Genomic DNA, 26,823 nt, shown 5'->3' on the forward strand with positions numbered 1-26,823 from the left:
TGTCCCTCACCCCATTCCCCGTCTCCGCCCAAGAGACGGCGACCGCCCGCGCTCCCTTCTGTTACGAGGAACCCGTACAACCGAAAGCCGATGTAAGTGACATAAAGGCCGGTTTCCAGTCCACGAAGTGGCTTCAGACGATCCAAGCCGTGTACAAGCGGCGCTGGCCCAGCGGCGAAGGCCTCGCGATCGCTCAGGCCAAGGACAAGTACTTCAGCCAGTTCGTGAACAAGACCAGCTTCAACGCCCTCGCCGAATCCCTGATGGTGGCGATCCACGAAGAGACCCACATGTGGGATCTGGATCCTTCGAGAACCTCCTGGGACGTGTACGTCTCCGCGTGGATCGACGCTTCCCGCAAGGCGATGAAGGTGCCGATCCACGGCGGCTTCCCGCGCCGCGAAATACTGCCGCTCATCACGGACGGTCTGACGCGTTCGATGGACGACATCTACCTGCGGGACCAGCAGCAGGGCTCGTACAAGATGCAAGGCGTCATCGCGGAACTCAACGCCGGGCTCATGGGACTGCCCGCCGCGACCGTCGTCGCCGAGTACATCCAGGGAGTGGGCGCGAGCAATTCGCGGGACATCGCGGCCACGAACATGCGCTACCTCCAGCTCTACCTTCGCGTGGCCAAGGCGAACCATCCCGCTTACTGGGCCAAGATCAAGGCCCAGCCCGAATTGCGCGAATTCGTGCTCATCGAATTCCTCCGGACGGCCTACTGGCTGGATCAATCCGCGCCCCACGCCGCGAAACTCGGCAGTGCGGACGTGGCCAAGATCGTCGCCAAGAACTACGCCCCGGAGAACATCGCGATCATCGAGGAGTTCACCGGCGCCAAGGTGAACACGGGTACGGCCAGGAACTGCACGATCTGACGCCGGGGCCGGTGGTCGTGAGTGTTCTGTGTCGTTCTAACGACCCGAAACACTCACGACCACCCAGCGGAAGTGTCGCGAAAGCCACTTTCGGGACATCTCACGTCGCGAAAGTGGCTTTCGCGACACGCCTTGGCATCACGCCACGTTTGCCTTACCCCTCCATAGAACTCACGACCCCTCGCGCCTGACCTGGACCGAAGGCTCCCTTCCCTCGGCTCAGCCGAGGTAAGGGGGCCTTCACGTACCTCCCCCGCCTTCCCTACGGCACGAACACCGGCTGGTCCAGCGCCCAGAGCCAGGATCCGTCCGGCTGACGGCGGGCGACCTCGATGGTCGTCTCACCGGTGGTCAGCGTGGACGCGGTGAGTGCCAGGTCGCCGCCCACCAGCGCCGGATGCTGCCTGCCCGGCAGGAGTTCCGGCGCGGCCGCGACGAACTCCTCGTAGACCTTGCGGATCTCCGCGTGCCCGGTCGCGATGTTGCCCGGCGGGAACGCCAGTACGGCGTCCGGTTCGTACAACGCCACCAGTCCGTCGACATCGCCCGCGTTGCCTCGCTCGATGAAGAATTTGCCAAGATCGTTCGGCTCGGTGGCCACAGTCCTGCTTGTCATGGGGATGAGCCTCGCAGCGAATCACGACATCCTGTGTCGTGTATTCCGCTAGAGTTTTCCCATGCGTGCCGACCGGCTGGTCTCGCTGGTGTTGCTGCTGCGGCACCGCGGCCGGCTGTCCGCGACCACGCTCGCCCGCGAGCTGGAGGTCTCCACCCGCACCGTGCTGCGCGACATCGAGGCGTTGTCCGCGGCGGGTGTCCCGGTCTACGCCGAACGCGGCAGGCACGGCGGTTTCGCTTTGCTGCCCGGTTTCCAGACCGAACTCACCGGGCTGAACCACGACGAGGCGCTCGCGCTGCTGATCGCCGGATCACGACGCGGCGCGCAGGCGTTCGGCCTCGGCTCGGCCCTCGCCTCGGCCATGCTCAAGGTGATCGACGCGCTGCCGGAAAGCCAGCGGGACACCGCGGCGGGCGCGGCCAGGCGGCTGCTCGTCGACCCGGAGATCGACCTCCTCTCCCGCCGCGAGGCCGCCGAGGAGGTGTCCGACGCGATCGTGACCGAGGTCCGGCGGGCGGTGTTCGCCGGGCACAAGCTGCGCATCCATTACGCGCCGACGGGGCGGGCGGCGCAGTGGCGCACGGTGGACCCGATCGGGCTGGTCACCGTCCGGGACCGGGGTTACCTGCTGGCCACGAGATCCGGTGAGGACCGCACCTACCGGCTGTCCCGGCTGCGGGCCGCCGAGGAACTCCCCGAACCGGCGCAACGACCGGACCGGGTCGATCTGGACCGGGCCTGGCAGGAACGCAGCACGCGGTTCCGGACCGGCGGGGACCAGGTCGCCGTGCAGGTGCGCGTCGCCCCGGGGCGACGGGAAGAGCTCGTGGGCACCGCGCTGGCCATCCTCGCCGAGGAAACCGACGAGGACGGCAGGCTGCGGCTGGAGGTGACGTTCCAGGACGCGCGCCACGCCGAATGGGCGTTGTGGCAGCTCTCCACGGACGCGGAAGCCCTGGCCCCGCCTTGGTTGCGGGTCTCCCTGCGCGACCGCGCCGCCGCCATCACCAGCCGCTACGAAGAGCCGTCCTCACCCTAGGGCGCCTTACCTCTCGAGAACGACCCACTCACGCGGCCCGAGCGCGAAACCCGTTGTCAACACTGTGTTCTCGCGGCCGTAGTCTTCCGAGTGCGGCCGCGCTCGTGAGACGAAGGTCAAGTTGAGCCCACCGGGCGGAGGTGGATAATTCGGCCCATGACGAACGCCGCCCGGGGAAAGGCAGCCACGACTTTCAAGGCGCTGCTGAAGGGTTACCGCGTTCGCGCGAACCTCACGCAGGAGGACCTCGCCGAGGGATCGGGGGTGAGCGTCCGTGCCATCAGCGACATGGAGCGCGGGATCGCCAAGAGCCCGCAACGCCGGACGATCGAAGCGCTCGCCGCGCCGCTGTCCCTGACCGATGACGAGCTGACCACCCTGCAGAAGGTCGCCAGGCAGGGCCGCGTCCAGCCGATCGCCGCACCCGCGCCCGTGACGGCCGGGATCCGCGAATCACCGCTGATCGGCGTTCTGCCGACGGACGTCGACGACCTCACCGGACGCGAAACCGATCTCGCGGCGTTGCGCGCCCTCTCGGCCGACCTGCGAGGTGGCCGCCGCCGGGCGGGGCGGGTCGCGATCCTGAGCGGACCGCCCGGCACCGGCAAGACCACCCTCGTGGTCCGCGCGGCGCACAATCTCGCCGAGGACTTCCCCGACGGCAGGCTCTTCCTGAAGCTGCGCGGGACGTCCGCCGGGCCGACGACCCCGGCGGACGTGCTGCACCTGATCCTGCGCTCGCTGGGCGTGGACGCCGTCCGCATCCCGGCCGACCCGGAGGACCGGGTGAACCTGTGCCGCTCCCTCCTGCGGGACCGGGCCACCCTGATCGTCCTCGACGACGCGGCCGACGAGGCCCAGGTCCGTCCGCTCCTCGTCGGCGGACCGCGGTGTCTCACCCTGATCACCAGCCGTCAGATGCTGGTGGGGCTGGAGGGCGCGAGCAGGCTCCCCCTCGACGTATTCGACGAAGACGACGCGGTCTCCTTGCTGTCGACCATCATCGGGGCGGGCCGGGTCGCGTCGGAGCGGCAGGCGGCGCTCGAACTGGTCGAACTGTGCGGGCGGCTGCCGCTGGCACTGCGCATCGCGGGCAACCGGCTGGCGAGCCGCCCCACCTGGCCGCTGTCGCGGCTGGTGGACCAGCTCCGGGACCGCAACAGGCGGCTGACCACGCTGACCGCCGGCGATCTCGACGTGCGCAGCGTGTTCGAACTGTCGTACCGCCAGCTCAGCCCGAACGCCGCCGCGGTGTTCCGGCGGCTGTCGCTCGTCCCGGCGGCGGACTTCTCGCTGGAGGCCGCGATGACGCTCATCGAAGCCGCCGACGAGGACGACGCCGTCTTCCTGGAGGAACTGGCCGACGCGAGCCTGTTGCAGACGTCGCAGGAGAACGGCCGGTACCAGTTCCACGACCTCCTCCGGGTCTTCGCGACCGAACGGCTCAACAGGGAGGAAACCCCCGAAGCCGTCGAGGCCGCGGAGCACCGGCTGGCCGATTGGCTGGTGTCCACCGCGACGGCGGCGGGCCGCTACTTCCATCCGACCGACGGGGTCAGCCCTCTCCCGGTCGCGACCCCGTCGTTCGCCGATCACTCCGGAGCGGGCAGGTGGCTCGAGGTCGAACTGAAGAATTGGCTCGCCGCCGTCAAAAGCGTCGCCGCGCGCGGCGACCACCAGCCGGTCCTCGACCTCGCCGAGTCCATGCACTGGTACTCCGAGATCGGCGGGACCGCGAGCACCTGGTACGACGTGTTCGAACTCGCCATGGCTTCGGCCATCGCGCTCGGCAGCAAACGGGACGAGGCCGTCCATCGGAACTACCTGTCCTGGGTGCTGGCCACCCTGTGCGACCAGGCCGAAGAGTCCGGCGAGATGGCCCGGCGGGCGTGGGAAGCCGCGGTGCAGGCGGGTGATCGCCGCGAGCAGGGCTGGGCTCGGTTGTACCTGATGAGCGCCCATGCCCGCGACGCCGCCCGCACCACGTCGCCGGAGTTGTTCGACGAGGCGGTGCGCCTGTTCGAAGACGCGGGCTATCCCCTCGGGGTCCATATGGCACGGGGGATGCTGGCGTCGTACTTGTACCGGAACGGCCGGTTCGCCGACGCCGCCGAAGAGTTCGACGCCTGCGTCGATTACTTCGCGCGGGAACACGGCGGCTCGCGCACTCCCGTGGACGACACCAACTACGCGTACCTGCTGCTGCGCTCGGCGCAGAACCTGACCGCGCTCGACTCGTCCGATCGCGCACTCATCTACTGTGAAACAGCGCTCGAGCTGTTCCGTCGCCACGGCGCGACCATGGGTCAGGCCCGCGCGCTCCAGGCCATCGGAGGGTTGGTGGGCGACCACGCGAACGCGCGCCGCCACTTGAACGAGGCCGAAGAACTCTACGAACGCATCGGGATGACACAGGCTCAGATCGACACGCTCTGCGACAAGGCGGCCCGGTCCGAGAAGGCGGGCGATCCGGCGTCGGCACGCGGCGACCGGGAGCGCGCGATGGCCCTGTGCGACCGGCTCGGCCGCTCCGAGGGCAGCAGGCTCCGGGAGAAGCTGGCCGAACGCCTCGACGCCTCGTAGCCCGGTCAGGCGGAGGTGCGGGTCAGTTCCTCCCAGGTGATGTGCCCGAGCAGGACGTCCTGGATGGTGTAGCGGGGCGCGGGTTCGAATTCGGCGATGGCCGCGGACCCGCCTGCCTTCGGCACCCCGGCGGCCGCGGCGATCCGGCCGCCGAGCTCACCCGCTTCCAGGTCACGGATGTCGTCGCGGGAGACGTATACGGCGACCATGTCCTCTTCGGACCGAGCGGGGCGGCCTCGGAAACCCTGGATTCGTAGCGACACGTCAACTCCTTGGTGTTGAGCGGTTCTGCGACTCTGGAATCAGTAAACGGCACCCTCGTCCCGGTCACCATGAACAACCACCAGCAGAAGAACCGGAAGGAAAGTCCCGCCGGGTCAGCCCGCGCTCCACACCGCTGTCCGTGCGGCACCCGGCGGCTCCAGCACGAAACCTGCCGCGCGCCGGACGACTTCCGGCGGCACCGGCTCCGCGGACCGCCCCCGTGCCCGAATGTGGCCGAGCAGCTCCGGCTCCGGTGCCAACCCGTGGCGCTCCAGGTAGTAGGTGACGGTGTCGGTCCAGATCCACTGCCCGTCGGTGAGGAAGTTCGACGGCACGACCGCGGTCCGGTCCGAGTCGACGACGTCGTCCAGCAAGGACGGCGTGACCAGGACCGGCGTGCCACTGGCCAGATACGTGACGAGCGCCCGCAGTTCCTCCGGGTCCTCGATCAGCGGATGGCCGGGCGCGAACCCGGGGCCCGTTTCGGGGTCGACGACGTCGAACACCCTGGCCAGGGTGAACTCTTCCGCTGTGGTCACCGGGTACCTCCTGCTGACGGGCATGGATTCGCCACGTCAGCACACCGCACCGGATCACCGCGCGCCAGGCAGGAACGGTGGCAGAAACGCCCGCCGGTTCCTCTCGGTCAGTCCCGCTCCGGGAACTCCTCGAACCGGTCGTCACCGTGGGCCGGAGGCTCGGGTTCGGTCGCCGCGGGCACGAGCGCCTCGAAGATGCTGTCCGCCGCCGAGGTTTCGGCCTGCTCCTCCACCGGATGGGCCGGTGTGCCGTCGTCCTGGCCGGACTCCGATATGTCCATACCCAAATACTGGGCGACGGTCTGCGACGAGTCCTTGACCTCGTTCCACAGCTGATGCCGTCCGGCGACCATCGTGGTCAAGCTCGCCGCTTGCCGCTCTTCCGTGCGGAACGGAGCGACCTTGATCCGGAACACCCGCCAGTCGTTCCGCTCGTACTCGTCGCGCCGGGCGGGTTCCAGCAACCTCCCGCCGAACAGGTCCTTCTCCTGCGCGTCCGGCAGGCCGCCGCCCTGGTATCCGGCGAGCACCGAACACAGCCGGACCGCCAGCTCCGTTCGCGGATAAGACCGGCGAGCGCCGAAACTGCCTGCGAGACCGTACTGGCCGAAATAGCTCTGATGCAGGGTCGCCTGGTCACCTCGCAGCTCCAGGTAGAACGCGTGTGTCGACCCCGTGCTCACCCACACGCCGACGTCCTCGCCACCGTTGAGCACGTCCGCCAGTCCGGACACGGTCACTTCCACCGGTGTATCGACCGGATCGTGCGCCAGATCGAACAACAGATTGGCCGTCTGACCGCACACACCCGTGAGGTCACCGTCGGCGAACGAACGATAGATCTCGGCCACCGGCGTGTTCGGGTCCTGCTCGAAAGCCGAGAACAACACCGGGAACGGATCCATCGTCCGCATCTCGAGCTCGAACAGATTCACCTCGAAGGCGGTCGCGACATCGTTGAAGACCCGGGCCGTCGTCGACTCGGTCGCAGGCGTCCGCGTCACACCATCGGCCCCGTCGACCGGGAGCCGGTCTCCCCGCGCGGTCTGATCCGGCCGCACCGTGATGACCGCCCGGCGACGACGTTCTTCCGGCGTCGCTCGCGGATCGTCCGGTGCGCCGGCGAGGTCACGCCCCTGCGACCGCGCCGCCACACGGATCGCCGGAACGCCGTCAGCGACCGGGTCGTTCTCCTGCGCCACCTTGACGATCTGGTCTTCCCCCTGAAGGCGGGCCAGCTCTTCACCGATCTCCAGCACCATCCGGTCCCGGACGGCGCCGGCGCGTCGCTCCCCCTTCTTGATCGCCTGGCCAGGCGCGATCGACCGGCCGTTGCCGTACCCGGTCACGGTCACCACCGGCAGCGGAAGATGGTTGTCGTGCAGCCAAAGCGCGGCCTTCGCCACCCTGGTCGCGACAGAGGCGAACGTCTGCGCGTCGGACTCTCGCGGCACAGCCGACCCCTCGTCGAAAGAAACGTGAGCGGACCAGTCGGTGGCCGGGCCTTGACCGGCCGAGACGACGACGGTGAGCGTATTCGGCAAACCGACGACATTCGGGAGGTGGTATGCCGCCATAGCCTCGTGAAAGGTGTCGCCCAGCCTTTTGCCGTACGCGTGGAAATACCAAAGGTCACGCTCTTTCGGCCAAATAGCGAGGTTGTAGACGGCGCCACGAACCTGGTTCAAGGCGTTTTCGACACGAAGGTCATCGGGTCCGTGCACCGCTCGGAGTTCGGCCAGCTCCTTGAACTTCCGCGCCGCATACAGCCTCAATTCGACATTTCTGATGGCGTTCGAGTCTTCGTTCTCCTTCGCTCTCCGCAGCGCATCGGCCAGTTCCGCTTCGATCGCGTCCCAATTCCCGCTGTTCTCATCGAGGGCCTGTGCGATCGCACCATCGATCACGCGGGTCCGGCCGCTGGTCCGCGGCGTGTTCTCCAGAGCCATGTTCCATTGGCCGTCCAGACTCGTCGCGACCACCGCGGAGAAGTGATAACCCCACGACTTTTGGGTGGACACCCCGCCCTTCGCGAAGTCGACGTCCATGGACACGAAGCCCTCGTCGTCGTCATAGGGCATGGAGTTGCCGCAGTACGCCTCCCCGACCGACGGCCAGGCATACTCGTTGACGCCGGTCTTCCGTGCCAGCCGTCCCATCTTCGCCCGGCGAGCCGCGTTCGTCGGGCGATAGCTCATCGCACCGCCGTACTCGCGTCCCGGCCGTGGTGCACCCGGCCCGCCTCCGGTAGGCCGGGTGTCCTTGGCCACCTGAGTCACCGCCCACCGCGGTTCGACCGAGTCGAGTTCTCCCGGCTCGCCATCCGCCAGCTCCGCGAGTGCCTCGGCGAGCGTGCGAGTACCCGTCACCTCGACGCCGTTGGTGGAATCCAGGTTTCCCGCGGCGGCCAGTCCCCGCGCGTCCCTGAAGACGGCCCTGTCCGGCAGGCCACCCAAGATCTCCTGCGCCATGTCACGGCAGATTTCGGAGGGCTTGTCCCAGAATTCGACCGTCACCCTGTTCAGCCTGTGCTCGGCTCCGTCGCGCTCGATGACCAGCACGACATCGTGCACGACGAGCTTGATGTTGCTGTTGGCCTTCAGCAGCGCCGCTCGGGAATTCGCGATGACTTCGGGGACGGCGAAGAACTCCTGAGCCGACTGCTTGGGATAGCCGACAGCGATCGAAACATCAGCGGAGATCAGCACAGGAATATCGTCAGCGGTCACCTTCTCCTGGAAAGGCACCGAAAAGGGAGCCGACCTGTCCGTTTCCCGCAGGACATATCCGGACGGGTGACTGAAGACCGGGTCACCCAGCGCGTCCGCACCCTTTTCGAACCGGTACGACGTTGTCACGACAGGCTGTGGCTTGGGAGCACGAAGATGCGCCGTCGGCATATCGTCGACCCGGATCCAGTACTGCCCAGGCTCGGCCGCGGACGCGGTGCCGGTGGAGATGACGATCTCTCCGGCGAGATCCAGCTGCTCGTTCTCGGTCAAATCTTCCCTGCCGAAGACCTCCTCGCCGATCAGCTCTTGCAACGCCGACTCCAAAGCCTGGTAGCGAAGCTCATCGAGATCTTCGTCGCCGGACGGAAGGCTCGACATCTCGATCGGCGGTGGCGCCACCACCAGGTCGGGCCGCAGCCGGTGCTCCTGGACCCAGTCGGCCACCCGCCCCACGATCCGGCGCAACTCGCCCTGTTGTGCGCCCGTCAAGTCCAGCTCGTCCGAACCTTCCGCGAATTCGACCGCTACTCCGGACGCGAGGCCGTCGTAGACCTTCACGGCGCCACTGTCGTCCCGGTCCTCCGCGTCCACCAGGTCGAGCGCGTCATCGTCCGAAGTGGACAGCGAAGAGTCCTCGGCGGACCGGGTTTCGTCCCGGGTTTCGGCGGGCCACAGGTCAGGGTGTTCGGACTCGAGCTCAGCCTGGATATCGGAGCCTCGCCCGTCCTCGGGGTCCAGACCGATCACTGGCGGTTCCGGCGACGTCCACGCCGGCCGGAGATCCACCGTGATCACGGCACGCCGACGGGCCCGCCGCGCCGGGCTCCCGTCCGGTTCGGGAACGGCCTGAACATTGTGCGCGGGCAGCACTCCGGCGTCGGCCCGCAGCCTCGCCAGCTCACGACCGACGGCGGCGCGCAACGACTTCACCGTCGCCTCGGCACGCGCGTCCCCCGACCGCACAGCCTGCCCTGTCCCCAGCAAGGCTCCGTTGCCGAACCCCGCGACGTTCACCACCGGAACGGGCAGCCCACGCTCGTGCTGCCGCACCGCGTTCTCGGCCACCTGTCGCGCGATCCGGTCGATCGTCGCCAGGGCGTCCGCGTCGAGCTCCCTGCTCCTCTCGGCGAAGTAGATCTCGTCCCGCACCAAGGCGGAGTCGACGTCGTCCGTCAGTGCCCCGGCCGGCTCCTGCTGTCCGGGCGGACGGCTGAGCTGGTTACCGAAAGCCAGCGCACCGAGAGTTCCGGGGGCCGGCTCGGGCTCCCCGGGTCCGGATTCCAGTCCGAACGGGACGTCGGCCGGTTCGTCCCTCTCCGGCAGATACGCCCCCTTGGCCACGGCCTCGACGCCGCCGTCTTCGGACGGGGTGAACACCGTCCAATGGCCCTGTCGCACGAAGGCCGGGCCGTACTCGGTCATTCCCACCGTCGAGGCGACGACCAGTTCTCCGGTTTCCGCGTCCGGATCGGCGGGCGACGGAACGAACCACACCTGACCGGTCGACGCGTACAACTCGACGTGCACATCGTCGCCGGTCTCTTCGTTGTGCCGCAGGAGCTCCTTCGCGATTCCGGCGGCGACCGAATCCGCCCCGCCGTCCGCCGCCCGGCACGACACCAGCCTCACCGGCTTCCTGCCGTCCCACATCCCGCGTTCCCTGAGCCGGAGCAGCGACCCGCCCAGTGCGGCACCGGAGATCCGCGTGCCGTTCCATCCGATCGAGGCGCCGTCCGAGCCGGTGTTGTGCACCACGAAGGTGAAGTAGGTGTCACTCGGCCGGACGCGACGCGCGGCGGACTCGAACGCGGCCCGCTGTTCATCGGTCAGGGACGGATCGTCGAGCCAGACGCGATCACCACCGAGGTCCTTCACCGCTTCGGCGGGCTCACCGGCCGCCGGAAGCCCCAGCTTCTCCCGCAGGGCCGGAAGCCCTCCGTCCAGCGGCGCCGACTTGGCGAGCTCCCAGAGTTCCTCCAGCGCTTTTTCGGGGGAATCGATGTCCATACCCGCACGCGCCGCGAGGTCGAGCATTTCCGCCTCGGAGGCCCGGCTGGAGAACGGCGCCGGTTTGGCGAGCCGGTCGAGCGCCGAGAGGATCTCCTGGTCACCGGGGGCGGGCGTGAAGATGCCGAACAGGGCGAGCAGACGTTCGCTCCCGGCCGTCTCCATCCCGCCGGGCCTGCCGATCTCCCTGCCGAGGATCACGTCGAAATCGTGGCCCTCCTTCCTTTTGAACGTCTCGAGGTACGTGACGAGGTCGTCCGCTTCGGCCCTGGTCGTGTTCTTCGCGGCTCGTCCGTAGAGGTCGCCCCAGTTGACCACCACCTTGGACAGGTCCTTCCACGAAAGACCGCCGTGGATCTGCGCCTCGAAATAATTTCCGACCGCCGCGAAGCCGGTCTCTTCGACTTCCCTGCGAAGCTCGCGGTCGTATTTGAAGTCGGTGATGCCGCCAAGGGCGAGCCGCACGGTGTCCTCGTGGCCGTGCGCCAGCAACCCGAACAGGTGTTGGCCGTCAGTGGCCGACTCGACGCCCCGGAGTCCCTCGGCGGCACTGTCCCTCGGTGTGAACGTCGAACGCTCTCGCACCTCCTCTTTCAGGTACATCACGGTGGTGCCGTAGGGATAGGCGCCACCCTTCTGGAGCGATGAGTTCAAAGCGGCGTAAAGCGGCATCTCGCCGGGAGCGGTCGGGGCGAAGTCCGCGGTTCGGTCGCCGGGTATCGCCGGATCACCCTTGACCCGGTTCAGCACGTCCGCGTAGCCGAGTCGTTCCTCGACCCAGCCACGACCGGCGCGGAACGGCGTCCCCGTCGTGAGCCCCGTCTCCCAGTACGTGGGGAACCGTTCACGAGCGGTCAAGAACTCCGCCCAGGTGGGCGTATGCCCATCCGGGTCCTTCGGCATACCCGCCGGCGCGCGCGCGAGGTCGACGTTGCGCACGAGGGCCATCGACTGCAGGTGCCAATGCGCGGAGTCCAGGAGCAGGCCCAAGGCGACCGGGTCCCCGACCGGGTAGCGCGTCCCCGCTCTGGTGTTCAGCTCGCGGATACGTTCGATCGCGGCCGCGCGGTCGGCCTCGTGGAGGCGTTCTCCGCGCTCCGCGGCGATGGCCAGCGCGTTCCGCTGCGCCGCCGTCAACCGGCGGCGGGCGGACGAGTCGCGCCGCGCGGTCTCGGCGTCCTGTCGTCCCTCGTCGAAAAGCCGTGTCGCCCCGTCCAGGTCGGCCACGGGCAGACCGGCGGCATAGCCGGGCGGGAGATCGTCCGTACGCCGGGTTTCCCCTTCCTCCACCACGATGTGCGCGCCGATCGGGTCCGCCCCGCCCATCGAGCCGGTGAGCCGCACCCAGTTCCCGTTCGGCGCCACCACCGCGCGCCCCGCCGTGTCGACCCCCACTTGCCCGGTCACCACGAGGTGGCCCGTTCCGGCCGGATCGGCCGCGTCGGGCACGAAGTACACCGGACCGTCGGGAGCGACGGCCTCCACGTCGATACCCGTCCTCCGCAGTTCGGCCAGCACCTGGGCCGCGAACGACTTACGGCCACCGCTGCCGGCTCCGCACGACGCGAACATCAACGGCTTCACGCCGTCCCACCGGCCCTCGTCCTTGGCACGCGCCAACGTCGCGGCCACTTCCGCCGGGGTGAGCGACGTACTCCCGGTCTCGGATTCGCCGTGCACCGGTGCGCCGTCCGGACCACCGTGCGCGAGGAAGGTGAAGAACCTGTCATCCGCCGGGTAGCCGCCGAGGACTCCTGCCAGCCGAGGGTCGTCCAGCCTGATCCCGCGATTTCCTTCGAGCGGGACGGTCCCGGCGGCCGGGCTCGCCGCGACCACGGTGTCTTCGTCCGTCGGTCTGCGGACCGCGTCCGCCGTCACGCCGCCTCTGATGGTCTCGATGTGCGCGAGCACCTCCGTGAGACCGCTGGTCCAGCCGAGCCTGGCCGCGGTCAGCTCGAGGTGGTCCAAGGTGATCGTGGCCTGCTCGGACAAGCACAGGTCGGCGCGTGCCACGTCGATCAGCGCCCGCGTCGCGGCCAGCCTCGGCAGGGTGAACTCGACACCCGCCTCGGCGAGCAGCCCGGCGGCCGGACCCGCCCCGGGCCGGCCGGCCACCGAGTATGGGTCGACCTGACGCAAATGGATCACCGACGGCCCGTGCCACTCGGCCGCTCTGCTGACCTCGATGACCTCGAAAGTCCTGTTCGGCGGCAGGATCCGGGTGCCGTCCACGGTCACGGCGAAGGCGTCGTCGATGACGAACTCGACGTTGCCCGGCTCGCCCCCCTCGACCAGCACCGTCGGTTCGGTGACGAAGCCACCCTTCCGGAACGCGTCCAGCTCCGCGGCCGACCGCCACGTGTTCACCGTGATCCGGCTCCGCTCCCCGGCATCGCGCAGGGCATGCCTTGTGGCGGACACGATCTTGTCGCGATGCGCACGCGTGTCACGGCTCGCCAGGTCCGGCGCCAGCTCGCGCGCCTCCCTGACCACCTTGCTCAGCATGAGCCTGTCGTCGAAGACGTCCGCTGCCGGGCCGTCGCCGGGGAATCCGGTGAACGGTGTGCCGATCCGGGTGGGCGTGGTACCGACCTGGCGCACCGTCACGTGGAGCTTGCCGTCCGCCTCTTCGACCGTGAGCACTTCGAACGTGGTTCCCGGCGGGAGCAGGATCTCCCGTTCTCCGGGACGCACGGACGCCGACTGGATATAGGCGGCGTCGTGGACCTGTGCGCTGACGATCACCTTCCGGGTCTTGTCGAAAACGCCGTCGTCCTGCATGGCGCGGAAGAAGCTCCGGTCGGTGAACCGCTGCTCCGCCTTGAACATCTCCTTGCCCGCCGCGACCGTCAGGTCCATGGCCCTGGTCGCGCGCCCGGTGTGGCGAGCCGGGAAGCGGGTCACCGCGGAGGCCAGCAGCCGGGACAACGACGCCGCGTATGCCGGACCTGTCCCGTTCTTCAGGTGGTTGTCGATGTCCGGGGAATGCGAGTGGCTGTACGCGCGGATCGCGGCCAGCTCCGCTTCTCCCACCGGCGCCAGATGCGGGCTCTCCTTCAGCACTTCGGCGGCCTGACGCAGGTATCCGGCCATCTCGTCGTGGGAACGGAACTCCTGCTCGTCCGCCTCGGAGGCGAGGTAACCCGGTTCGTGTTCGGTACCGCGAGGCGGCCGCGGATCCGGCCGGGGGTCGTCTCCGACGAGCGCGTGGGTGCGGTCCGCGAGCAGCTGGAGATCGCGCGGTTCGAGGACGACGTCTCCGGTGATCGCGGTGGCGGTCATCAGGCCGGGACCGGTCGCGACGCGGCCCGCGCCGACGGCGTGCTGGAAGACGGGCGCGTCGTCCGAACCGAGGAAGTATTCGTCGTACAGACCCAGGAAATGCCCGAGTTCGTGCGCGAACTCGACCTCGGTCCCGTCCGAAGGCCAGTGCCGCTGGTCTACCGAGGTGCCGGAGGCGGTCACGAAGACCACGCCGTGCGCGTCGTCGCGGTCGGTGAACTCGACCTCGACCAGCAGCTGCTCGCCCCCGGGCAGCCGATAGCCCTGGTTGTAGTACCTGTCCACCCCGGATTCGACCCTGGCCCGGAACGCCACCATGTCCACTTCGGACAGTCGAGTGTCGTCCAGCCGCAGCCGGACGGTGTGCAGCCGGACCGGGGCGGGATCGTGGCCGTCGCGTTCGACCGTGAACCGGCGCAGGTCGTAGCCGATCGTCGCCTGCCACGGCCGTCCCGACCGGCTCAGCCCGCCGTCTTCGGACCGGACGGGCACCGGCGGGGTCTCCCGATGCTCCGGTCCGATATCCGTCCTGGTCACCGGATTCGCGACCCGGTGCTCGACGGTCACCGCCGGATCCGCCGCCCGCCACCAATCCCGCGTCGCACCGTCGCGTGTCCACGGCCGCCCCGCCGGACGGATGACCGAACGCGGAGATCCACCGACGGCGAGGCGTGCTTTCGGATCCGCGGGCACCGGGGCGGCGAGCAGCAGCGCCATCGCCTGGCGGACGAGCGCTGTCAGGTCTTCGGGCGAGGCGTCGGGTGCCCGGCGGGCGATCTCGCGGTGTAGCCGGTCCTGCGTCGCCGACGGCGGGACGGCGTTCTCGTCCGCTTCGGCTGCCGCCAAGGCCTGCTCGAATCCGCCGGAGGCGGTGAACAGGGCGTCGGCCAATGCCTCCGGATCACGCATGAGGTGTTGGAAGAGCGGGTCTTCACGCAGGCTTTCGACCACGACCGGCGGTGTGTCCATCAGGACGAGTTCGACCAGCCTGCGCGGCAACGGGGCGTTCCGGTCGTAGTCGAGACCCCGCCACGGCGAATCCTCCGCGGTGAACGGATCCTGTCCACTGTGGACGATCGCGGCGACGTCGGACAACGCGCGCCGCAGCCTTTGCGGCGTGACCGGCGCCAAGACCGTGTCGCGGGTCGGTGCCAGGCCCGCGAGCAGGACGGCGTCGTTGGCCAACGCCCGCACCTGCCGCGAGAGCAGCCGAAGCCGTGACTTCTCCTCAGTGGTCTCCGCGTCCCGCGCCCGGGACTCCAGTTCCCCGAGCGCGCTGTCCAGGCTGCCCAGCGGAAGCTCGAGATCGGACACCGACCTGAGGTCGCCGGTGCCCACCAGCCGGGAGAACTCGGCGAGAGCGATGTCGAAATCCCTGTCCGACAAGCGGAAACACGGAAGGCTCGCGGTGGTCTCGCGATAGCCCGCCGCGATGTCCGTGGCCGGTACGGGTGCGGCACGACGCGGCGGAGCGTCCGGGACAGGGCCGGTCGGGAAGGCCGCGTCGGACGGGCGGACCGTGATGTGCGACGCGCCGGTCCGGAGCGTGCGCTCGAGGTCCGTCGGTCCCTGGACCCAGCGGCCCGCACGGGGAGCGGGCGCGCCGAGGACCGCGGAGTACACGTCCTGCACGAAGGTCGTGCAGTTGTGGCTCGTGAGCTTGTACTGCCTGCCGGAGAGGGCGAGCACCCGCTCCAGTCCCCGGATGACGTCGTTCGCGCTCGCCAGGTACTCCGCGGTGTACGTGGTGGGTTTCTCCCGCGCGGGACCGACATGGACCGTGCCCGGCACTGTCGCCCACTGCGGCGAAGGAGGATTCTCCGGCGCGAAATCGATGAGTGTTCCACCGCCGAAAGCGTCGTGGATCTCGATCCACGCGTGGCCGGAGTACTGGGCGCGCAGATCCCGGTGCCGGGTTTTCACCTGGAAACGGAACGCCGGCCGGTCCGGGTTCAGCAGCCGCATCCGGTCGAGAGCGTCGGGGAGATCGGTACGCATGAAGTACTGCGCGACGGTCCGCTGCTGGACCACCTGCGATCGGGCGGCCTGGTCGTTCAACCAGTTCTGGACCGATCGCCCCGGCAGGACACCTTCACCCTGTTCGGCGGCGACGAACCCGGCGATCGCCGAATCGGCCGCCGTGTCGTCCTGCTGATAGGAGACCTTGATCGGCCGGAATTCGAGAACGACGCCGTGCTCGTCCGTCGCGGCGCCCAGTGCGGTCCGCAACGCGGCTCCCAGGTTCGTTCCGCGGCGGTTCGCCAGGTCTTCGTCCTGGCCGCGCTTCACGACGATCTCGATCCGCCGTCCGGCGACAGGCCGCGTGAGCAGTTCCTCGGCCAAAGCCCGGACGAAGCCCCGGAAGGCGATCGGGTCGACGACGTCCGAGCCGGGAGCGAACGAAACCTTCGCGTAGGGCTCGAGCAGTTCGACGTCGTCCAGCTCCGCGATGCCGCCGACCGCCTCTCGCAACCGCCTGCCGAGGTCGTCCGGCCCGGTCATCAGCCACCCGGCCGACGGCGCGGGTGTACCGGTGGCGCGTTCGAACAGCCCGCCCGCGAAATGCAGGGAGTTGAACGACAAGGCCCGGTACGGGGTCCGCAGGTTCCGCAACGAATGTTCGAGGGCCCGTAGCGCGCCCTCCGCGGAGATCCACACCTCGTAGCTCGCGGACGCGGTGTGCCCGGTGCCGCCGAGACGTACCGCCGGGCTCCCGTCGCCGTCGGAGTGGAAACCGATGGTCTCCCGGTCGCCGTTCGGCAGAACGAACTCGACCCAGGCATGACCACGGGCGCCGACGAGCTGGGAAAGCCGCGGCGCGGAGTCGCCGGGGTCGACCGACAACCGCAGCACGGTGTTCCTCTCCCGCGCCGTGTCCAGCGGCAGATGGTGATCGAGATAGGCGACCAGCGGGGACGATGCCCAGGGTTTCGGGTCCACGCCGAGTCTCGCCGCCGTCCTGGACAGCCAGGAGGTCACCGTCTCGTCCGGCAGGAGCCCGAGTTCCGAGCGGATGTCACCGTCGTCGGTCCGGACGAGCGCCATCGTGACCGAGCGCCGCCGGGCCGCGGGGTCGTTCGACACCAGCGGCGGAAGGCTGCCCGGGCCGGCGGCGACCGGTTTGACCATCAGGGGCGCCCCGGCCGCCTCGGGCAGCCGTGCCCGCAGTGCGGCGGCCACCGCGTTCGCCCTGGCGAGGGCGGTCTCGGTCCGGCCGATCCTCGCGTTGCCGTCGCCCGTGACCTGGATCCAGGGTGACGGCAGCGATTCGTCGCTCCTCACCATCGCTTCGGCCGCCGCCGGTGCCCAGTCGGCGAACCGCTCCACCGCGGCGAGGGCGTCGTCGTCCAGGACGCGTGCCCCCTTGGCGAAGGTGACCGCGGTGCCGACGGCCGGAACGGCGGGCTCCGCGACCGGCTCGGTGCCGTCGTCGGGGTGGTCGGCGATCTCGACGAATTCGCCGCGCTTGTCCACGTTGACGCCCGCCAGCGCGTGGACGAGGTTGATCGTCTCGGTGGGCGCGTACACCGTCCGGTGGTGGCCAAGCGACCTGAGCTCACGGCGGAAGTCGTGGCCACCTCCGCCGGGCTCGTTCCGCTGTCCGGATTCGCAGGCCAGCAACACGATCGGCGCTTCGGGCCGGGACTCGAGCGCCTGCCGGAATTCCGGGTTTTCGAAGGCACTCTTGGCGAGCTCCGCACCGGTGATCCGCTGGGCGAGGAAACGTCCGGGGATCTTGACCCGGAATCTGTCGGGACCGGAATGGAGGTAGAGGAAGATCGGCTGCCTGTCGAGCTCTTTCGCGGCCCAGGGAGCGGGACGGCTCACTGCTTCAGGCGCCTCGACGTTCGACGGAGTCTCCTCGCCTTCCGGCTTCGGGCTCAGGCTGTTGTACTCGACGACGGGCCGGGTGGCGGTCGCGCCCGACCACATGCGAGCGACCACATCGTCGCCTTTCTTGGTGGGGAAGGCGATCCCGACGACTTTGCCACCCGCGCCGAGCATCGGCTTGATGACGGCCGCGCTCGTGGGCGTTCCCGGCTGGTCCGGCGCGGGCCTCGAAGCCGCCCTGGCCTCCGAATCGCGAGTGGCCAGGTACTCCCCGCCCGCCGTCCGGACGATCCGGACCGGCCGTGGCCCGGCCGCGCCGTACCCGAGGTCGTCCCCGTTCTCGGTCACGACATGCAGCCGGACTCCGAAGGCCTCGGCGATCTTCGCCGCGGTCGTGTTCCGCAGCGTCGCGCCCAGCCGCCGCAGTTCCGCCTGCCGTACCGACGATCCGGGCGCGACGGCGGCGGCCACCGCGGCGATCAGGTTCCCGGTGACCGGCTCCCCACCCACCGGCACGACCGTCTTGCCGAGCCGGGTGAGGGTTTCCTGCTGCGCGGTGGTGAGCCCAGGGTGCTCCGGAACGGACGTCGTGGCCAGGAAGTCGGCCGACGGCGACAAGATCACCGAAACCGGTTCGCCGTGTTCGGGGCCGAGCTCGACGGTCGTTCCGTCCTCGGTCAGCAGCCGCAACCGGACCTCGAGCGCGACCGCGATCTCCTCCGGGGTGGCGTGCCGCGGGGACGCGGCCCGTTCCCGCAGTGCTGCCCGGCGGTCCGGGGAACCGGGCGCGAGCGTCCGGGCGATCGCCTCGACGAGGTTCGCGGCGAGGGTATCACCGCCGACCTTGACGGCCTCCCTGCGCTCCTGGCCGAGCTTGATGCGCTGCGCGTCCGTCAGACCGGCGTCCGCGGCGGGCCGGACCCCCGGCAGCACGTCCTGGCCGGGGTCGGTGAGGCGGTGGCCGGGGCCCAGCTGGCTGTGCAGGACGTGCTGGATCATCCAGGTGTGGCGGGGCAGCAGTTTCGGTGTCATGCCGGGCGTGACCACGCCCTTGCCCATGATGCTTTCGCCGCCGGTGACGACGCCGGTCGTGCCGTCGTCCTCACGGCTGAGGAACACCCGGTCCTTGTCGTGCTCCTCGTCGGCCGCGCCGAGGTAGTGCAGCAGCTCGTGGGCCAGTTCCTCCGGCGTGGCGTCGGACCGCCAGCTGGTCTGGGTGGTGCGTTCGTCGTCACCGGCGACGACGTCGTACGCGCGGTACCGGGGATCGCCGTCCCGGCCGGTCAGCCGGTCGTCGGTGAACTCGACCCGGACGTGCAGCTGGTCACCGTTGGGCAGGCCGTGGCGTTTGTTGATCAGCCTCTCGACACCGGCCGTGGCGCGCTCCCGCAGCCGGGCGAGCTGCTCGTCGGTGACGCCGCGACCGGGGACGAGGTTGATCGGCACGGTGAACTCGGTGACCCCGCGCTCGCCGACCTTGAAGCGGCTGACGCCGTACCGGATCACGCCGTCGTACCGTTTGTCCTTTTCGGACAGGAGCGTGGTCAGTACGTCGGCGGTTTCGGTGGCCACCGTCCGTCTCGGCGTGGTCGCCCGCAACGGCTCCCACTGCGCGGGGTCGAGTGGCTCCGCCACCGAGAACCAGGGCGCGTCGGTGGCCCGGCTGTGCCGCCACTTCTCGTCCTCGATCGACCCCGGCGGTGCCGCGAGCCGGGCGAATTCGTCGTCCAGCGCGCCCTTCGCCAGCCACCAGGCGTCCTGTTTGCCGTCCACGAAATCGAGCCACGCGGCCTGCAGCGCGGCCTGGGTGCGGATCACCTGCTCGGCCGCGGCGACCTGCTGCTCCCTCGCTTCCACCGCCTCGGCCTCGGCGGCGGCCAGTGTTTCCCGTTGTTCCGCCAGTACTTCGCGGAACAGGTCACGCCGGATCTTCGCGTCGGCCCGTTCCCGGGTCAGCCGCCGGACGTCGTCCAGCGCCGCCGCGAGGTCCTGGTTCTCCTCGGCGAGGTCCACCCGTCCGCGCGCCGCCGCCAGTTCGGAGGAGCGCATCCGGAAGACGCGCTCCGCGTCGGCGGCGCCACGGGCGAGGTCGTCGAGATCGACGGTCCTTGCCCCCAGTCCGGCCATCGCCACGTCGGCGGCCGCAGCCACCCGATCGTGGTGAAGCTGAGCGGCGTCGGCGAGACTTTCGGCCTCCCGCAACGCTTTCTCGGTCTCGCGGGCGTACTTGTGGTGCCGCTCCTCCAGCGGGCCGGGACGGCGAATCCGGGCCGCGTCGACCGTGGCACTCCAGTCGACGCCGACGCCGAGCTTCTCAGCCAGCCGTCCGGCCTGGCGGCGGTGGCCCTCCGCGCCGGTCTCGGCGTCCCGCCACGCCTTCGCGGTCCTGGCCACCCTCCCCTGCCGTGCCTTCAGAATGCGCGGCGTCTTCTGACCGGTGACGTCCGCCAGCCCCTCGATCGGCATCCGCACGTCCGCCGAGGCGGGCAGCGAAACATCCACGACCTCGGTCCGGCCGTCGACCTTGACCACGATCCGGTAGTCGACGTCGAAGCGCACCAGCGCGGTCCGCCCGACCGGTTTCAGGTTCGCGATGGCGGACACGGTGGTGCCGTCGACCGTGGTGTCGGCGGGCTCGCTCGTCCACCGCGCGTCGATGCCGGTGATCAGGCCACCGACGTTGCCCTTCTCGTCGACCGGTGTGACCGTCGGTCCGGTGATGCCCATCTCGCCCGCCTCGACGACCTTTCGTTCCGCCGAGCTGGCCGCCGTCGAGTTCTTCGGGTTCTCCAGACTGACGCTGTCGCTCAGCGCGATCGTCCGCGGTTTCACGAGCCGGGCGTGCACCTCGACGTCCGCCCGCCGTCCCCGCAGGACGGCCGCCTCGCGCAAGGCGGGCACGGGCAGGCTTTTCACCGTCATGGTTGGCAGGAACGCCTGCAGCACCTGAGGACTCAGGCTCGACCAGAGCGCGTTGACCGGTCCGGTGCCGTAGCCGGTGATCCCGCTGCCCGCCCCGGCTTTGGTGAGCGCGTCCCGCACGACGTCGCGCAGCCGCGCCGCGGCGCGCACGGATTCGACCGACGCCATGTCCGGCAGTTCGGTGACACTCCCCTGCCGCCACTTCGCCAGCGCGGCGGGGGTGGCGTCCCGCGCGGACAGCCGATCCGGCTCGGTGTCCTCGCCGGTGTCCGCCTTTCGGCCGGTGCCGGCGGTCAGGTTGTCGGCGACCAGCCGGATACCGAGCATCCGCTCGCCCGTACCCGCCGAGGCGACGGTTTCGCCGTCTCGCCGCACATCGAGGGTGAACTCGATCGGCACGTCGAACAGCGCGGCGGGCCCCGCCCCGGTCCGCAGCCACGTTTCCTGTTCGGTGCGGACCTCCGTGGTCCCGGTCACCTTGATCGCGCCGATCCCCCTGGTGACCGCGCCGCCGACCGAAGTCGTCGTGTCACCGCCGGATTCCTGGTATTTCTCCTGCCCACCGGCCCGCACCGCGGCCGACCACGCTTTGGCCGTGCTGTCGGTGTGGATGGTCCTGACCGCGCGGACGGTGCTGTGTTCGATGGTCCGGCCGTCGTTGACCACCTCGCGGAAAGCCGGCTCTCCCAGTGTCTTCGCGGTCAGCAGGAGCTGGTAACCGCTGTCGGTGAACAGTTTCGGCAGATGCGTGTGCAGTGGGATACCACCGTCCAGCGCGCTGTCCACCAGTCCCCGCACGCCGTCCGGCGAGACAAGGCCGGTCAGCCTCGCCCAGTTGTGCATCGCGTCGTTCAAGGAAACGCCCGGCAGCAACGGGATCTTGGCCTTGGCCAGCTCCGCGGCCAGCTTCGGCACGAGATCGGAAAGGTCGGGCAGCCGCTCGACGGCGCCCAGTCCCAGCGTGCCCGGCCGCCCCTTCGGCAGCGTCGAAGGCGCCACGAGCCGCTCGTCCCGTTCCCGCGCAGCCGTGGGCTTGGCCGGCAGGAGACCGTGTTCCCGTGCCTGGTCTTCGGTGAGCCACACCAGCACCGCGCCGGGAAGGTGGACAGAACGGGCGGCGACCCTGGCGTCCGGGCGGATCAGCGCGGTCTGCTGCCGTGCCTCGGCGAGCACGGTGAAGTCGAGGTCGAACCGCGCCAGCACCCGCGGTGTCCCGGCCGCGGTGGTCAGGTTGCGGTCCACGACCGCGGAGATGTCGAGGCCGGCCGCCTTCGTGGTCGTCTTCGCCCACGGCTTGCCGGACAGGCCGCCGGTCGCCGAACCGGTGGGATCGTCGTTCACCGAACCGGTGACGGCCACGCCCGCGGTGATCACCGGGCCCGTGCTCTCGCTCGTGCCGCCGTCGAACCGGAACCCGCCCGAAGTGGACCGTTCCGAGGCCGCGTCGTCGGCCATCCGGACCAAGACCGGTTCACTCAGCTTCGCGTGGACGCCGATCCTGCCCACGCGGTCCGCCATGCGCCGGGGATGCACGAGATCGGCGCTGACCACACCGCGGGTGAACGACCGCAACGCCGCCTTGATGTTGTCGGTGCCGAGCATCGCCTGGACGCTGGTCCAGGCGTCGCTGCCGGGCAGCGCGAGCGCCCGGTCGTCGTCCGACGCCTCCACCAGTGCTTCCAACGCCGCCGAGCCGACATGCCCGGTGTGGGCGATGCTCTCCACACCGATCCAGTCCCCGACGGTGGGCGGCCCGAGCTCCTGGAAATAGCCGGTGATCGATCGCGGCGGATCGAGCTCGCGGACCCGCGGCTCGCCGGGCGCGACCTGATCGGCTTCCGCGGGCAGGGTCAGGCTGTCCGACATCCACAGGGTGAAGTTCGCCGGAAGCGGGACGGACCCGTCTTCCAGCTTCTCGGGTGTGGTCCAGATCCGCTGGACGTCCGGCACCTGGATACCCGGCAGTCCGGGCAGCATCTGCCGGACCGTCGCGTTCAACCGGGAGAAACCGGTGATGGTGACGACGAACCGGCCTTCGTGCTCGAAACCCTCCGAGTCGGCGCTGCCGATGTTGAGGTCGGTCGCGTCGGTGACAGGCCCCGCGCCGGTCCGGGTGCCGACGCCGCTGCCGTACTTCGCCGAGGCCGTCCCGGTCACCCCGAGGGTCACCTTGCCCTCGGGTCCGGCCGTCCAGCCCTTGTTCGTCGCAGAGGACGCGCCGAGCGCCGGACCGGTGGTCGTGGCGTTGCGGACCACACGTCCCGTCGCGCGGCCGATGTGCTTGGGGCGCTTGGTTTCCAACCGGACCGTGATGGTCACGTTGTCCTGCCAGAGGGCCCCCTGGCGTTTGAGCGTCACCGACACCCCGGAACTCAGCAGCGCGTCCACCCGGTTGCGCAAGGCCGTCCGGGACAAGGTGGCCTGCAACCGATGCTCGTTGGCCAGCATCTCCAAGGTCCGCGCCGCCCCCGCACGGTTCGCCCGCGCGCCCTTCTCGTCGTCCCAGCCGGGCAGCAAGTCCTTGTACCGGCTCGTCTCCTGGAGTTTGCCGCGGATCTGCGTCAGCACCGCCTCGGCGCCGGTGAATTCGCCGACGCGCACGTTGCCCGCCGCGAGCCCCGCGGCGAGATGCGCGGGCGGGAACTTCTCGGTCGACGGCGGCGTGATCCCGTCACCGGTGCCGTCCGGGACCGGCAGGCCCTGTGCCGCGGCTTCGGCCATCCCCAACCTGGCGTAGACCGTCGCCGTGGTGGTGGTCTCCCTGCCGTCCAGTGCCTGCACCGCGATCGTGGCGTCGAACCGGTAGAGGCCGACGTCGCCCTTGAGCTGGATACCCGATTTCACCGTCGAGGTCCGGCCGGACACGACGGTGTCCACCGTCCGAGCGGAGTACCCGGCACCGACCCCGGCGGCGATCTTCGCGCCCTTGACGCCGCCACCGCCGCCGAACGAGACAGAGGCGTCGAACCCGCGTTTGGTGAAGGCGGAAACGGCGGAGCTGGTGGTCGTGGACTCGTGCAGCCGGAGCTGTGCCCCCGTGGTGGGGCCGACGAGTTCGGCCTTGGTCAGTACGGCCTTCATCCGCACCGCCGCCACTTCGCCGCCGTCCGCGCTGAGCAGGGCCGGCGAGCTGACCCAGCCGTCCAGCATGGCGCCGAAGTTCTCCCGGATACCGGCGTTGCCGAGGAACGCGCGCAACGCGTCCCTGCCGGGGGCGCCGAACGCGGTGACCGACCGGTGCAGCAGCCCCGCCGTCCCGGTGAACACCTCGGCGAGATCGGTGACCGCCTCGGGCACCGGATCCCGGAGTGCGCGCCCGACGTCGGCGTTCAGCTCCTTCACGGTCAGCCCGGCCGGGGCCTCGATCCGGACCAGGTCGTCGGGGAGCCGCACGACGACCCGTCCGGGAACCGGCCTCGCCCGGTCCTCGCCGTCGGGCGGACCGACCTCGGCGCCGGTCTGGTCGTGGACACTGACGGTGAACTCGACGGCCAGGCCGACCCGGCGGGAACCCTCGCCGGACCGGATCGCCCGCTGGTCCGAAGTGGACACGGAGTCGGTCTGCGTCGCACCGGGCGCCGCGAGCGCCACCTTGCCGCCGACGGTGAGATACGGGCCGGTCGGCGCCTGCACGGTCAAGGCCGCCCCGAGGTCACCGGCGCGGAGAACGGCGAGGTTCTCCGAGTTGGCGGTACCGCCCTGAACGGTGAGATCCGCCTTGGTCTTCTCCCTCGGCTCACTGACCACGTCACCGCCGATGGTGGCCCTGATCCGGACCTCCCGCCAGCCTTTGCCCATGGGAAGCGGGAAATACAGTCCGCTGAGCGCGGATTCGAAATCGTCGTGGACGGCGGCCTCGATCGCGTCGAGCTGATCCGGTCCGGCACCGGGCAGCAGCCGGGTCAGCTCGTCGCGGAGTGCGTCCGTCCCCGCGACCTCCAGCACCGGCGCCGAGCCGAGCGCCCGGCCGGTGGCGAGGAACGGCGGCAGATCCGCGCGCGTCAGGTCCTGCTCGTTCTCGACCGTCTCGACGGTGGTGGTTTCAGTGGTGGTAGTGGTTTCGGTGGTGGCCGGGCCTTGCGCGGGGGTCACGTCCGATTCCAGGCCGTTGAAGAGGTCTTCCACGAACGGCTCGCCGAAGTCCAGTTCGATCGCGGGCGCCGGATCGGTCTCGGTCACGGCCGGCTCGACGTGCACGGACTCGGTGGCCGCGGCCGAAGTCGAGCCGCCGTCCTGCTCCTCCGAAGTGGTGCGCAGCGGAGCGGGACGGGTCTGCGGCCGTTCCTCGTCCTCCCGCTGTTCGCCGTACGCCGCGGACTCCGTGCGCACGGGGGGCGCGTCCTCTACCGCCCCGGCATCGGACAAGGTCTGCACGACGGCGGGCGCGGTCTCCGGCTCCGCCGGTTTGACGTCCGTCTTGCCGGTCGAGCTCGTCTTGACCTCCGGCGGCGACTTGGTGTCCGATGTGGACTTCGGCGCGGACTTGCCTTCCGAGACGGTCTTCGTGTCCGAAGTGGACTTGACGTCCGAAGTGGACCTGGTGTCGGACGTGGACGTGGTGTTCGGCGCGGCGGTACCGGTGTTCGTTCCGGCAGGCGGATTCGCCGAAAGACCGCCGGGGGAAACCGGACCGCCGGTCTGGCCGGTGAAGCTCTCCTTGATCGACGTGACCGCCGAATCGAGCGCGCGTTCCCCGATCCCCTCGATCTTGTGACTGACCGCGCCGCCGACCACCCCACCGACGAAACCCATCCCGTATTCCGCGGCGGACACGGACTCACCGTTGAGAGCGGCCATCGCCGCCTGGCTCATCACGCCGGAAACGCCTTCGAAGAGGAAGACCGTGCTGAACTCCATGGCCTTGGCGGCGAGGTTGCCCCCGAGCCGGTCGGTCGCGTTGCGGGACAGCACATCCGGCACGCTGCCGGTGAGCAGGCCGACGGCGTCCTTGCCGAGCTCGTCACCGTGCGGCGCGAGCACCTTGCGCAGGCTGTCGTCGAAGGCGCCGCTGCCGTCCAGGCCGTGTTTGCTCCAGTTGTCCACGAAGGCGCGTGCGTAGTCCCGGCCGAGTTGCCGGGCGGCGTCGTCACCGAGGGTCTTGCCGAACGCGGTGACGAACCGGTCGGCGACCTCGTCGCTGAAACCCTCGATCGCCCGCTTCGTGAACGCGGTCGCCGGATCGGTGAACTGTTTGCCCGCCCGGTCGGTCAGCGTCCGGCCGATATCACGCACCCAGTTGTCGGGGAGCGCGTCCCCGTTGGGAAGTTTGAGATCCTTGACGAGCTTCAGCAGGTCGTCGGTGGCGATCTTGCCGAAGTCCTTGCCAAGCAGGCCGCCGATCTTGCGGCCCAGCTTCTCCCCGAGTTCACCGACGGCACCGCCGAGCAGGCCACCGATCGCCCCCGAGATCGCCGTCTGCTTGGTGCTTTCGTCGTCCCATTCGGTGCGTTCCCGCTGAAGGCGCTGCACGGCGGCGTCGATGATGAGTCCACCCGTGATGCCGACGAACATCTCGAACACGACGGCTCGCACCAGCATTTTGAACAGGACGAGCAGGTAGCCGCGGGTGAGGGCGTAGTGCCAGGTGAGGTTCGCGAGCGACGCGCCCCCGGTGGCGACGGCGAGGGCGTACTCCATCGCGATCTCGTAGGCGAGCAGGAAAAGCTGGCCGATCGCGGAGAACTTCGTGTACTCGACGTCCAGCGCGATCTTGCGGCAGCCGTCGGCGATACCCTTCGTTCCCTCGGCGAGCTCCCCCAGCAGGTTCGGTGACCCGCCGGTGAGCGGCTTCATGCTCTTGTCGAACGCCTCGCCCGCCTCGGGCATCGACAGCTTCTCGTCGATCGCCCGCTTGACCCTGGCGATGTCGTCCGGAAGCTCGTTCAGCAGTTCCGTGACGGTGTCGTATTCCTGCGCCGCCCGCCGGAACTTGTGCTGATTCGCGGCGGGCCACGAAACACCGAGGATCTCGAGAAGTGTCCGCGCCCACTCCGGCACGTCGCCGAAGTCACCACGATCGACCTTGATGGGCACGGACACCTCCTGACCGGTTCACCGGAGACAACGCGGCCCGGTGCCAGAACGGTTCACCGCGACCAGCGCGCCGGAGACTTGACCGGCT

The 26,823-nt window shown here is 69.6% G+C and carries 7 protein-coding genes; 3 read left to right on the forward strand and 4 right to left on the reverse strand.

The genetic code is table 11. The features are described from left to right. Positions 1-149 precede the first annotated feature (149 nt). Complete coding sequence (locus ACLJO0_RS24485) at positions 150-884, forward strand: hypothetical protein (RefSeq protein ID WP_125793276.1); 735 nt, start codon at positions 150-152, stop codon at positions 882-884. 262 nt (positions 885-1,146) lie between these two features. Here ACLJO0_RS24485 and ACLJO0_RS24490 read toward each other — a convergent pair whose 3' ends face one another. Beyond that, a complete protein-coding gene (locus tag ACLJO0_RS24490) occupies positions 1,147-1,485 on the reverse strand; it encodes a YybH family protein (RefSeq protein WP_125789601.1) in 339 nt (112 codons plus the stop codon). Positions 1,486-1,561: 76 nt separating this feature from the next. Between ACLJO0_RS24490 and ACLJO0_RS24495 the strand changes: the two genes are divergently transcribed. Together ACLJO0_RS24495 and ACLJO0_RS24500 are read left to right on the forward strand one after the other, a co-directional pair. Beyond that, entirely contained in the window at positions 1,562-2,542 is a 981-nt protein-coding gene (locus ACLJO0_RS24495) for a helix-turn-helix transcriptional regulator (RefSeq protein WP_410580690.1), read from the forward strand. A gap of 156 nt (positions 2,543-2,698) precedes the next feature. Then, entirely contained in the window at positions 2,699-5,125 is a 2,427-nt protein-coding gene (locus ACLJO0_RS24500; protein ID WP_410580691.1) for an ATP-binding protein, read from the forward strand. 5 nt (positions 5,126-5,130) lie between these two features. Here the strand turns inward: ACLJO0_RS24500 and ACLJO0_RS24505 are convergent, their stop codons facing one another. The 3 genes from ACLJO0_RS24505 to ACLJO0_RS24515 all read right to left on the reverse strand — a co-directional run bounded on the left by ACLJO0_RS24505 (position 5,131) and on the right by ACLJO0_RS24515 (position 26,735). After that, a complete protein-coding gene (locus ACLJO0_RS24505; RefSeq protein WP_410580692.1) occupies positions 5,131-5,388 on the reverse strand; it encodes a hypothetical protein in 258 nt (85 codons plus the stop codon). A gap of 114 nt (positions 5,389-5,502) precedes the next feature. Beyond that, positions 5,503-5,928: a hypothetical protein gene (locus ACLJO0_RS24510; RefSeq protein ID WP_410580693.1), complete on the reverse strand. Its 426-nt coding sequence runs from the start codon at positions 5,926-5,928 to the stop codon at positions 5,503-5,505. A 107-nt stretch (positions 5,929-6,035) separates the two neighbouring features. Next, positions 6,036-26,735, reverse strand: a complete 20,700-nt coding sequence (locus ACLJO0_RS24515; RefSeq protein WP_410580694.1) for a hypothetical protein — start codon at positions 26,733-26,735, stop codon at positions 6,036-6,038. Between the last annotated feature and the right edge of the window lie 88 nt (positions 26,736-26,823).

The sequence above is a fragment of the Amycolatopsis sp. lyj-108 genome (assembly GCF_046549005.1).
Taxonomy (GTDB): domain Bacteria; phylum Actinomycetota; class Actinomycetes; order Mycobacteriales; family Pseudonocardiaceae; genus Amycolatopsis.